Annotated in this window: 9 protein-coding genes and 1 pseudogene; 5 read left to right on the top strand and 5 right to left on the bottom strand. The window is 63.4% G+C overall.

Going from position 1 to position 12019, the window contains the following annotated elements; all coding sequences use genetic code 11:
• The 3 genes and pseudogenes from VGH41_RS04190 to VGH41_RS04180 form a co-directional block, all read left to right on the top strand.
• Nucleotides 1–166 (top strand): annotated as a pseudogene (locus VGH41_RS04190) (hopanoid biosynthesis associated radical SAM protein HpnJ); the annotation flags it as partial.
• The gene (gene hpnK, locus VGH41_RS04185; protein WP_331596080.1) at nt 166–1032 is read left to right on the top strand and encodes a hopanoid biosynthesis-associated protein HpnK; all 867 of its coding nucleotides are present in this window, start codon (nt 166–168) and stop codon (nt 1030–1032) included. The pseudogene VGH41_RS04190 and the gene hpnK, both read left to right, overlap by 1 nt.
• The gene (locus VGH41_RS04180) at nt 1029–2009 is read left to right on the top strand and encodes a lysylphosphatidylglycerol synthase domain-containing protein (RefSeq protein WP_331596079.1); all 981 of its coding nucleotides are present in this window, start codon (nt 1029–1031) and stop codon (nt 2007–2009) included. Before hpnK ends, VGH41_RS04180 begins: the two co-directional genes overlap by 4 nt.
• Before the next feature lie 763 nt (nt 2010–2772).
• On the opposite strand, the gene VGH41_RS04175 is transcribed toward VGH41_RS04180, so the two are convergent.
• The 4 genes from VGH41_RS04175 to VGH41_RS04160 form a co-directional block, all read right to left on the bottom strand.
• A complete protein-coding gene (locus VGH41_RS04175) occupies nt 2773–3234 on the bottom strand; it encodes a thioesterase family protein (RefSeq protein WP_331596078.1) in 462 nt (153 codons plus the stop codon).
• Between the two features lie 31 nt (nt 3235–3265).
• Nucleotides 3266–4414: an iron-containing alcohol dehydrogenase gene (locus VGH41_RS04170; RefSeq protein WP_331596077.1), complete on the bottom strand. Its 1149-nt coding sequence runs from the start codon at nt 4412–4414 to the stop codon at nt 3266–3268.
• A 381-nt stretch (nt 4415–4795) separates the two neighbouring features.
• A complete protein-coding gene (locus VGH41_RS04165; protein WP_331596076.1) occupies nt 4796–5827 on the bottom strand; it encodes a low specificity L-threonine aldolase in 1032 nt (343 codons plus the stop codon).
• A 126-nt stretch (nt 5828–5953) separates the two neighbouring features.
• The gene (locus VGH41_RS04160) at nt 5954–7393 is read right to left on the bottom strand and encodes a YbfB/YjiJ family MFS transporter (RefSeq protein ID WP_331596075.1); all 1440 of its coding nucleotides are present in this window, start codon (nt 7391–7393) and stop codon (nt 5954–5956) included.
• A gap of 112 nt (nt 7394–7505) precedes the next feature.
• Between VGH41_RS04160 and VGH41_RS04155 the strand changes: the two genes are divergently transcribed.
• On the top strand, nt 7506–8426 hold the full coding sequence (locus VGH41_RS04155) for a LysR family transcriptional regulator (RefSeq protein ID WP_331596074.1): 921 nt from the start codon (nt 7506–7508) through the stop codon (nt 8424–8426).
• A 157-nt stretch (nt 8427–8583) separates the two neighbouring features.
• Here VGH41_RS04155 and alaS read toward each other — a convergent pair whose 3' ends face one another.
• On the bottom strand, nt 8584–11208 hold the full coding sequence (alaS, locus tag VGH41_RS04150; protein ID WP_331596073.1) for an alanine--tRNA ligase: 2625 nt from the start codon (nt 11206–11208) through the stop codon (nt 8584–8586).
• A 336-nt stretch (nt 11209–11544) separates the two neighbouring features.
• Here alaS and VGH41_RS04145 point away from each other — a divergent pair.
• The coding region (locus tag VGH41_RS04145) for a CaiB/BaiF CoA-transferase family protein (RefSeq protein WP_331596072.1) at nt 11545–12019 on the top strand (475 nt) is incomplete at its 3' end.

Below are 12019 nucleotides of genomic sequence, written 5' to 3'. Positions count from 1 at the left end.
CGAAGAGATTTATCACCACGTCGAGAGCTTTTACAAGCGCTTCTATTTCCGGCCGTCGAAGATCTGGGAAATCGTGCGCGAGATGCTGATGAGCTGGGACATGATGAAGCGGCGTCTGCGCGAAGGCGTGGAGTTCTTCCGTTTCCTGCGCGCGCACGAAGCGTGATGACGCGCGAAGCTCGGCTGGCGCAGCGCACTTTAATCTTCACCGCAGACGATTTCGGTTTGCATGAGCGTGTCAACGAGGCCGTCGAGCGGGCGCATTTGCATGGCGTTTTGACGGCGGCGAGCCTGATGGTCGCGGCGCCTGCTGCACGCGATGCGTTGGCGCGCGCCCGCCGTTTGCCGGACCTGCGGGTCGGCCTGCACCTGGTGCTGGCCGACGGCGCGGCGTACTTGCCGCGCGAGGCGATTCCGGCGCTGGTCGACGCACGGGGACGCTTTGGCGACAACATGGTGCGCGACGGCTTTCGTTTCTTCTTTCTGCCGCATGTGCGCAAGCAGTTGGCGCTGGAGATCCGCGCGCAATTCGAAGCCTTCGCGAAGACTGGCTTGCCGCTCGATCACGTCAATACACACAAGCATTTCCATCTGCATCCGACGGTGCTCGCGCTGATCATCGAGATTGGCCGCGACTACGGCATGCGCGCGGTGCGTTTGCCGAGCGAGTCGCATGAGCCGGTCTGGCTCAAGCCGTGGATCAACCTCGTGCGCGGCCGGCTGGATCGCGCGGGCATCGCCCATAACGACTACGTGGTGGGCATTGCGAAGACGGGCCAGATGGACGAAGCGGTTCTGCTCGATGCGTTGGCGCGCTTGCCGGACGGCGTGGGCGAGATCTATTGCCATCCGGCGGTGGTGGGCGAGGGCGCGTTGACGCAAGGCATGCGCACTTACCGTCATGCCGCTGAACTGGAAGCGTTGCTCTCGCCGCGGGTGGCGGCCGCCATTGAAGCGGCTGGCGCGACGCGTGGCGGCTTTACCGACGTCTTCGGCCGCAGGATGCATGGCCGTGGGGCGCAAGCGTCATGAAGTGGTTGCAATGGGCGGGCTTGCCGGTTGGCATTGCGATCCTGATGGGCCTGGTGCTGCACGAGGGCGTGGATGGCCTGATGCAGGTGATCGGCCAGGCGGGCTTTGTGCTGCTATGGCTGGTGCCATTCCATGCGTTGCCGTTGTTGCTCGATGCGTATGCATGGCATCTGTTGCTGGGCAAACGGGCCTCGCTACTGTTTTTGTGGTGGATCGCGACGGTTCGTGAGGCGGTGAACCGGCTGTTGCCGGCGGTGGGTATTGGTGGCGAGATTGTCGGCATCCGGCTGGCGCGTTGGCGTGTGGAGGATGCGAGCGGCGTGAGTGCCTCGGTGATCGTCGAGGTGATGGTCACGATGGCGGTGCAGTACGCGTTTTCGGCACTGGGTCTCGTGTTGATTGTGGCGTCGACGCATCAGGCGGATGCGTTGCGGACGATTGGCCTCGCGTTGTTATTGTCGTTACCGTTGCCTGTTATCGCGGTGGTGTTGGTGCGGCGTGGCGGCGTGTTTCATGCGATCGAGCGGTGGGCTGCACATTTGCTGGGAGACGCCAATCCATTGTTGCAAGGGATTGATGGCAAGCGGCTCGATGCGGACATCGACGCGTTGATGTCCCGTGCGGGGCTGTTGTTGCGCGCGTTCTTGTGGCAGTTGAGCGGATATGTGCTGGGGGCGCTGGAGACGTATTGGGCGTTGTCGTTGCTGGGCCATCCCGTTTCGATAGGCGGGGCTTTGGCGATCGAGGGTTTGACTCAGGCGGTAAGGCATGCAGCGTTTTTTGTGCCTGCGGGGTTGGGGGTGCAGGATGCCGCTGTGGTTTTGCTGGCGGAGATGTTTGGGGTTGATCGGGAAGTTGCTCTTTCGTTGGCTTTGGTCAAGCGGATGAGGGAGATTCTATTTGGCTGCGCCGCGCTTGTTTCCTGGCAGGTGGCGGAGGTTTTGAGGCGGCGGAATGTTATGGTTGAATCAGGGTAGTGGATGTTCTCTTTTTTGCCTACGGCGTTGGACTTTCCTCGTATTCTTAGTGGTCTGTTGGTTGTGACTTTTGGTTGGGTTGCCTACGGCGTTGACCTATCCTTGCATTGCTATCGGTCTATTAGCTTCGGCATTTGACTGTTTGCCTACGGCGTTGGCCTTTCCTTGCATTCTTAGTGGTCTATTGGCTTCGCCCCTGTGCGGGGCGGCACTTACTTTCTTTGCCGCCGCAAAGAAAGTAAGCAAAGAAAGCGGGCTGACACCGCCAGCCAGTAGATGTCCATCTCTGTCGTGTACCGGAAACGGCCCAATACAAGACCCGCCCTCGCACAGTCGCCTTCGTGACACAGCACTCATCCGTTCCAGCGTTGCGCTACGCGCCCCGCCGCCGGGCATAACCCTTGGACATGCCTTCGTGTCGCGTCCCTCGCAACCTCTCTCACCGCTGACCAGCCGCCGGGAATCCTCGGTGTGTTAGTTGGTGATCCGAAGTTTTTTTGCGAGCGATACCGAGGCAACCCATGGTGTCCGGTCCACACCGGTCCGCGACGCACGGAGTGCGGAGTGGGGTGGATGAGCCCTGTGTCAAAACCCTGTGTGGTGCGAGGGACGATCTTGTCTCGGACCAATACCGCGTGGGTGGCGAGGCTAATAGACCGATAAGAATACAAGGAAAGGCCAACGCCGCAAGCAAACAACCAAACAGCGCCGTAGGCAAACACTCAAACCCCAAAACGAGATTGAAGACAACCAACCTCACACGCTAGCCAACGTCACCCGCGTTAGTTGCATTAAAAACCAGTGGTCCCAACGCGACGCGCAAATCATCCGGTAATGCGACAGGCCGCCGCGTCGCGCGATCCACATAGACGTGTACGAAATGCCCGTGTGCTGCCGCTTGCGTCTCACCTTCCTTGAACAACCCCACCTCGTAACGCACGCTCGACGAACCGAGCCGCACCACCCTCAGACCCGCTTCCACGCGATCCGGAAATACCAGCGGCGCAAAATAGTTGCATTGCGTTTCGACGACGAGGCCAATGGTCGCGCCGTGCTCCACGTCGAGCACCCCCGCACGGATCAGATACTCGTTCACGACCGTGTCGAAATAGCTGTAGTAGACGACGTTGTTCACGTGGCCGTAGACATCATTGTCCATCCAGCGTGTGGTGATAGGCAGAAAATGCGGATACGCGTTGCGCGAAGTGGGTGCGGGTTTGATCATCTTGAGCGTGCGATGGTTGAGCAGGAAGGCGTCAGAGCGATTCGGTCAGCATGCGACGGTAGTCATCGGCCGTCGCCTCTCGTGGGTTCGTCTTGTGACAGTGATCGGCGAGCGCACCCTTGATCACCTTGTCGAACACGCTTTCGTCGACGCCCATCTGCTTGAGGCCGGTCGGCAAGCCGAGGCGCGCCGTCATGTCGTAGAGCGCCTCGGCGAGATCGACGTCCTCCGGCAAATTCATCACGCGGCGCATGCGTGCGTAGCGGCGATTCGCCACCACCGTCTCCGCGCTTTCGTTAAAGCGCAGCACCGCGGGCAGCACGACGGCGTTCAGCGTGCCGTGATGCAGCGACGTGCGGCCATTCACCGGTACGCCGCCCAACGGATGCGACAGCGAATGCACGCAACCCAGACCCTTCTGGAACGCCATTGCGCCTTGCATCGACGCGCTCATCATGTGCAGACGCGCAGCGCGGTCGCTGCCGTCGTGCGTCGCGCGTTCGATGTTGCCCCAGGCACGCTCCAGACCGTCGAGCGCGATGCCGTCGGCGGGCGGATTGAAGGCCGGCGCGAGAAAGGTTTCGATGCAGTGGGCGATGGCATCCATGCCGGTGGCGGCGGTCAGCATGGACGGCAGGCCGAGGGTGAGACCCGGATCGCAGATGGCCGACTTCGGCAGCAGATGCCACGAGTGGAAACCGAGCTTGCGGCCGTCGTTCAGGATCACGATTGCACCGCGCGCCACTTCGCTGCCGGTGCCGGACGTGGTCGGGATGGCGACGAGCGGCGCGGCAGCGTCGGTGATCTTGCCGCTGCCGCCTTCGATGGTCGCGTATTCGGTCAGCGTGCCCGGATGGGTCGCCGCAATCGCCACGCCTTTGGCGAGATCAATGGACGAGCCGCCGCCCACCGCGATCAGGCCGTCGCAGCGCTCCTCGCGGTAGCGCGCCGCGGCGGCCATCACCATGGCTTCGGTCGGGTTCGACGGGGTGTCGTCGAAAATAGGCACATTGCTGAGTTGCAGCGCTTCCAGCGCGCGTTGCGCGACGCCGGCGGCGACCACGCCCTTGTCGGTGATCACGAGCGGCCGCCTGATGCCGATGCGCGCGCATTCCGAAGGCAGCTGCGTCAGCGCGTCGTAGCCGAGATGGATGTGAGTCAGGTAGTAGATATAGGCCATGTCGGAGATGCATTCCTGATGAAGAGGAAAGAAGCGCGTCGCTCGTAGCTGTCTCCTTGCCACTGAACGACGCGTGCCTGTGTAGTCAACGCGCAATCGATTCTGCCTGCATGCCTGCGCGCACTATCTCACTATTGCCCGGGACGCTCGACGAACTCAAACGGCAAGCCGCCCCAATGCATTCATCCTGCCCGTGCCTGCCGAGTGCCCGCCTGTCATGAACGCAGCGTGACCGGTTCCACGAGCTGCTATACGAGCCGCTACTTGAGCCGTTCCTTGGGCGCTACTGAAGCCGCTACTCGAGCCGCTACACGAGCCGCTGCGGCACCAGCGCAATCCTGCCATACGCTCGCACGTGACCGGCGAAGATCCGCGCGCTCCTCAGGCACCACACAGTTCGCGCACTTCGGCGGCAAAGCGTTCAACCGTCTCCGGCTGCGTGTCCCACGCGCACATCAGCCGGCACCCGCCTGCGCCGATGAACTCGTAGAACTTCCAGCCGCGCGAGCGCATGGCCTTCGCCACCGTTGCAGGCAACTGCGCGAACACCGCGTTCGATTCGGTCGGGAACATGATGCTGACGCCCGGAATGGCTTCGAGCCGCGTTTGCATCAATTGCGCCATTGCATTCGCGTGGCGGGCGTTGCGCAGCCAGACGTCGTCGTTGAGCAGACCCAGCCACGGCGCCGAGATAAAGCGCATCTTCGATGCCAGTTGTCCGGCTTGCTTGAGCCGATAGGCGAAATCGTCGGCGAGCGCGCGATCGAAGAACACCACCACTTCGCCGACCGGCAGGCCGTTCTTGGTGCCGCCGAAGCACAGCACGTCGACTCCGGCGCGCCACGTGATTTCGGACGGATGCACGTCGAGCGCGGCGACGGCGTTCGCAAAGCGCGCGCCGTCCATGTGCACTTTGAGGTGACGACGCTTGGCGATGGCGGCAATCGCCCGCACTTCCTCGACGCTGTAGACCGTGCCCACTTCGGTCGATTGCGTCAGCGTCACGACTTTCGGCTTCGGATAGTGGATGTCGGCGCGGCGCGTCACGATGGCTTCGATCGCATCCGGCGTCAGCTTGCCGCCGACACCCGGGGCGGTCAGCAGCTTCGAGCCGCCCGAGAAGAATTCGGGGCCGCCGCATTCGTCGGTTTCGATGTGCGCCAGTTCATGGCAAATGACCGAGTGATACGACTGGCACAGCGACGCCAGCGCGAGCGAATTGGCTGCGGTGCCGTTGAATACGAAGAACACTTCGCAATCGGTCTGGAAAAGGTCGCGCAAAAGGTCGCAGACCTGCTGGGTCCAGGAATCGTCGCCATACGCGGGTTCGTGGCCGCTGTTGTTGGCGGCGATCAGTGCGTTGAGTGCCTCGGGACAGATGCCCGCGTAGTTATCGGACGCGAAATGTTGCATAGCTGGCGGCGCGGCCGGCGACGGGCGCGCAATGATGACGGGAAAGCGGTCATTTTAGTGCGCCAACGGGCAATGTGTTCTGTTGAAAAGAGTGAAGGTTGCAGCGTCCGCTGGCTGGATGGCGCTTCACTCGCGGCCCTGTGTAGATCTGGCGTCGCGGCGGCGCGGGACGTGCGCCAGCGCGACGAGGCCGAGCGCGCCCAGTAGCAGCGCGCCCGCCGCTAGCCACAGCGCAAGGGAAAACGAACCGGTATGCATCGCGATTGGCGCGGCCACGAGCGGGCCGACGATCTGTCCCAGGCCGTAGGCAGCCGTCGCGTAACCCATCAGGCCGGCTGCGTGATCGCCCCGCAGTCGGCGCGCCTCGCGCATCGCGAACAACGTGATGGCCGTGAACGGCAGGCCAAGCAGCATCGTGCCGACGGCAAAGCCACCCACGCTCGGCCAGACGATACTCGACGCCACGCCCGCAGCCTGCAGCGCATAACAGCCCGCGAGCAGGCTCCGGTTGTCCCAGTGATGCGGCAGACGTGACGCGCCGAGCGCACCGAGCATCAACGCGACACCGAATAGCGGCCAGAAGAGATCGGGCCACGGCGATCCGGGGGGTAACGCGTGACGCGCAATCACAGGCAAAAACGTCGCGGTGATGATATAGCCGAAGCCCGGCACGCCATAGAGAGCGACGAGCCAGAAAGCCTCGGCACGGTACGTCTGGGTGTGGGTGTCGCCAGGGGTGCGCGCAAGTGCCGCAGCCGTGGCGACGGTCGATGCCGCTCCACCTGGCGATGCCGCTGCGTGCCTGCTTGCTGGGGGCTGCGCGTCAGGCGGAGTTGGGTCGTTCGGGTCGTTCGGAGCTACCTGTGCCGCGTGCGCTGCGTGCGCTGCGTGCGACGCGGGCGACGCGGGCGACGTGGGAGACGCGTGCGCCGCGGGCGACGTGGGAGACGTGGGAGACGTGGGAGACGTGGGCGACGTGGGCGACGCGACAAACCCGCGCCAGACCAGCGCCGACAACATCGCCGCCGCCATTCCGAAGCCGAGCCAGCCGGCCGCCGCGCCATAACCGCCCGCGGCGCTCACGAGCAATCCTGTAGCGACGATTCCGGCGCCCGGGCCGGTATAGATCACCCCGCTCCACTCGTTTGCACCCAGTTCGGCGAGGCGCCGCAGTCCCCACTGCGACGCGAACACGAAGGTCCACGCGCTGACGACGCCGGCCGCGAAGCGCACCATCGCCCAGATCCAGAACTGGCTGGTCACGCCCATCGCCAGTGTCAGCAAGACGGTGACGGCCAGACCGATGCGCACCAGCCGCGCCGGTTCGGCTCGCAACGCGGCGCAGGTCACGGCACCGACGAAGTACCCCGCGTAGTTGAATGACGCCAGCCAGCCGCCATGCTGAAGGTCCAGGCCGCCTCCATGCAGCATCAGCGGCAAAAGCGGTGTAAACGCAAAGCGCCCGATACCCAGTGCCACCGCCAGTGCAATCATGCAGGCAAAGGCGGCGCGACAAGCCGCGTGGCGGACACTGCCGCCCGCGTAGGGAATGGCAAAATCGTTCATGGTCATCACGAAGGGGCCGGACAGAGGGGTCCGCCCGTTCAATGATGTTAGCTTGACGTTTCAATCACGAAAAATGAATAATCAGAATGCTAACCATCACCAAGAGAGAATCATGGATCTGGCCGCCCTGACTATTTTTCGTGCCGTCGTGCGCGAGAACGGCGTGACGCGCGCTGCCGCCAAGCTCAACCGGGTGCAGTCAAACGTGACGACGCGCATCAAGCAACTGGAAGAGCAGCTTGGTACCGCACTGTTTATCCGCGACGGCCGCCGGCTGGTGCTCACGCCCGCCGGCGAAACCTTGCTGCCTTATGCGGAACGGCTGCTTGCGCTGGCCGACGAAGCTCGCCACGCACTGCGCGAAAACCGTCCCAGCGGCCGATTGCGCCTCGCCACCATGGAAAGTGCGGCAGCCAGCCGGTTGCCCAGCCTGCTGGCGCAGTATCACCAGAACTGGCCGGAGGTTGCGCTCGAACTGGAAACAGGCACCAGTGTGCGTTTGATCAAACACGTGCGGGAATTCGAGGTAGATGCCGCGCTGATCGCCACCCCGCTCGATGCCGGCTGGGCTGGCGATCTGTTCGACTCGGTGCCGGTGTTTCGCGAGGAACTGGTGATGCTGACGCCGCGCGGGCATCGGCCGATTCGCGCAGCGCGCGACATCGCGCTATCGACGCTGATCGCATTCGAGCAAGGCTGCGCGTATCGCGCCTACGTCGAGAAGTGGTACACGGAGCACGGGATCCGGCCGACGCGCGTGCTGGAGCTTGGCTCGTATCACGCAATCGTGGCATGCGTGGCCGCGGGTGCGGGAGTCGCGGTCGCGCCGCGCTCTGTGCTCGAGTTGCAACACGACATGAGCAACATCGCGATTCACTCGCCTGACACTCTTGGGACGATCGATACCTTGCTGATCTGGCGGCGCGGCCATTTTTCGGCGGCGTTGAATGCGTTACGGGAGACCTTGCTGGGTAATGCTGCGAAGCCGTCCGGGATAGCGGCGGCAGAAGGCGCACCGCTGCAGGCGGTTTGACCGGACGGTGAGACCGACGACGGACATTGAAGCCCGCACACGAGCCGCCTCACAGCCCCTGTAGAAACAAAAGAGCCGCGAGTGTGAAAACTCGCGGCTCTTTTGCATGGGCGGCTGCAATCACGCAATGCCGCCGGGTGCAACGACCCTACGCCACTTACAGTTGCGCTTCGACCCAGCCCTTCACACCGGCCAGCGCGGCCGGCAGATTCGCCGGCTCCGTACCGCCGGCCTGGGCCATATCGGGACGGCCACCGCCTTTGCCGCCCACCTGCTGCGCCACGAAGTTGACCAGTTCGCCCGCTTTCACCTTCTTGCTTGCATCCGGCGTCACACCGGCGATCAGGCTGACCTTGCCGCCATCAACCGAAGCCAGCACGATAGCCGCGCTCTTCAGCTTGTCTTTCAGCTTGTCGACCGTTTCGCGCAGCGTCTTGACGTCCGCGCCGTCGAGCGTGGCGGCCAGCACATGCACGCCCGACACTTCGATTGCCTGGCCGGCCAGTTCGTCGCCCTGGCTCGAAGCCATCTTCGACTTCAGCGCGCCGAGCTCTTTTTCCAGCGCCTTGACCTGGTCCTGCACCTGCATGATGCGCTGGGTCAGCTCAGCCGGTTGTGCCTTCAATGCAGCCGCTGCAGCGTTGATGCGCGCGTCGAGTTCCTGCACGTAACGCACCGCGTTGTCGCCGGTGATGGCTTCCACGCGACGGATACCCGCCGCGACGCCGCCTTCCATCACGATCTTGAAGAAGCCGATGTCGCCCGTACGATGCACGTGCGTACCGCCGCACAATTCGCGCGAGAAGCCGAGGTCCAGTACGCGCACTTCGTCGCCGTACTTTTCGCCGAACAGCGCCATGGCGCCGCCCTTCACCGCTTCGTCGAACGGCATGACGCGCACGATACCGGGCGCGTTCGCGAGCACTTCCGCATTGACGATGGACTCCACCTGACGGATCTGCTCGTCGGTCATGGGCGCGTTGTGCGCGAAGTCGAAGCGGGTCTTGTCCGCGTCGACCAGCGAGCCCTTCTGCTGCACGTGCGAGCCGAGCACTTCGCGCAGCGCCTTGTGCATCAGGTGAGTGACCGAGTGGTTGCGCTCCGTGCGGGCGCGCCGCACCGCGTCGATCTCCGCCTTCACGATATCGCCCACCTTCAGCGTGCCCTGTTCGAGCGTGCCGTGATGGCCCACCACGTCAGCCTGCACCTTCAGCGTATCGGCCACCGCAAAGCGCAGGCTCGCGTTGGCGAGCACGCCCTGGTCGCCGACCTGACCACCCGATTCCGCGTAGAACGGCGTGTGATCCAGCACGACCACTGCCTGCTGGCCCTGCTTCACTTCGTTGACCGAGGCACCGTCCACGTACAGTGCAACCACCTTCGCGTCGTCGAAGACGATTTCTTCGTAGCCGTGGAACGTGGTCCTGGCGCCCGAGTATTCGAGACCCTGCGCCATCTTGAACTTGCCGGCCGCACGCGCCTGATCACGCTGGCGCGCCATGGCTTCGTCGAACGCGGCTTCGTCAACCGTGACTTCACGCTCGCGGCAAACGTCGGCGGTCAGATCCAGCGGGAAGCCGTAAGTGTCGTGCAGCTTGAACGCAAGTTCGCCGTCGAGCGTCTTGCCGCCCTTCGCTTCGAGATCCGCCAACGCGGCTTCGAGGATGGACATGCCGTGCTCGATGGTCTCGAAGAAGCGCTCTTCTTCCTGACGCAACACCTCGGTCACGCGCTGTTGCGCGTCCCTCAGTTCCGGATAGGCTTCACCCATCTGCGCAACCAGATCCGGCACGAGGCGGTGGAAGAACGAACCCTTCTTGCCCAGCTTGTAGCCGTGGCGGATAGCGCGGCGCACGATACGGCGCAGCACGTAGCCGCGGCCCTCGTTGCCCGGAATCACGCCGTCGACGATCAGGAACGAGCACGCGCGAATGTGATCCGCAATCACCTTCAGCGAATTGTTGGCCAGATCCGCCACGCCGGTTTCACGGCCTGCTGCCTTGATCAGCGCCTGGAACAGGTCGATCTCGTAGTTGCTGTGAACGTGCTGCAGGACGGCTGCGATACGCTCCAGGCCCATGCCGGTGTCGACGCACTGCTTGGGCAGCGGCGTCATGTTGCCTTGCGCATCGCGGCTGAACTGCATGAACACGAGATTCCAGATCTCGATGTAGCGGTCGCCGTCTTCCTCAGGCGAGCCCGGGGGGCCGCCCCACACTTCCGGACCATGGTCGTAGAAGATTTCCGAACACGGGCCGCACGGGCCGACGTCGGCCATTTGCCAGAAGTTGTCCGACGCGTAACGCGCGCCCTTGTTGTCGCCGATGCGGATAATGCGCTCGACCGGCACGCCTACTTCCTTCGCCCAGATGTCGTGCGCTTCGTCGTCTTCCTGATAGACGGTGACCCACAGCTTGTCTTTCGGCAGTTGATAGACGCCCGTGAGCAATTCCCACGCGTAGTGGATGGCGTCGCGCTTGAAATAGTCGCCGAACGAGAAGTTGCCAAGCATCTCGAAGAACGTATGGTGGCGCGCCGTGTAGCCGACGTTTTCCAGGTCGTTGTGCTTGCCGCCCGCGCGCACGCTGCGTTGCGCCGTCGTGGCGCGCGAGTACGGACGCGATTCCGCGCCGAGGAAGACATCTTTGAACTGCACCATGCCCGAATTGGTGAAGAGCAGCGTCGGGTCGTTGCCGGGCACAAGGCTCGACGAGCGAACGATCGAATGGCCCTTCGATTCGAAGAACTTGAGGAATTTCTCGCGGATTTCGGCGGCTTTCATAGCGTACTGTGGGACGGTCCTGGCTGGATCTGGCGACATCTGAAGATGCGCCAACCGATATGGCTTAAACGACTGATTATACGGGATCGGCGCCCTTGCGCGGCGGCGCTGCGCGGCATGTGCACGAGACTGGCCATCTGGCCAGGTTTTTGGCCGTGCGAGCCTGTTTCGCTGCGGGAAATTCGCCCTATGCCGTCCGGCCGACTGCGCCCGCGGGTGGGAATCGCTTAAGATTCCAGGGATCGACGCTGCACCCACACTCAAGCTGCATCGCCCGCGCGCGCCTGCCGCCGCGCCGGCCCTGCCGCTTCGCCATACAGGAGACATTCACAGAATATGGGCGCTCTCAGTCATATCCGCGTGCTGGATCTCACCCGCGTGCTCGCCGGGCCGTGGTGCGCGCAGACGCTTGCCGACTTCGGCGCGGATGTCATCAAGATCGAACGTCCGGGGCTCGGCGACGACACCCGCCACTGGGGCCCGCCTTATCTGAAGACACCGGACGGCGCCGATACCCACGAGGCCGCCTACTACCTGGCGGCGAACCGCAACAAGCGTTCGGTCACGGTGGATATCGCCACGCCCGAAGGCCAGCGGATCGTCCGTGAACTGGCCGCGCAAAGCGACGTGGTGATGGAGAACTACAAGGTCGGGCAACTGCAGAAATACAGCCTCGACTACGCGTCGCTCAAGGAAGTGAAACCGGATCTCGTCTATTGCTCGGTGACCGGCTTTGGCCAGACCGGCCCGTATGCGCAGCGAGCGGGTTACGACTTCATCATTCAGGGCATTGGCGGTTTCATGAGCATTA

The organism is Paraburkholderia sp. (assembly GCF_036488795.1).
In the GTDB taxonomy this organism is placed as follows: Bacteria; Pseudomonadota; Gammaproteobacteria; order Burkholderiales; family Burkholderiaceae; genus Paraburkholderia.
Note: the sequence above shows the minus strand (reverse complement) of the source record. Positions and strands in the feature narration are given on the sequence as shown.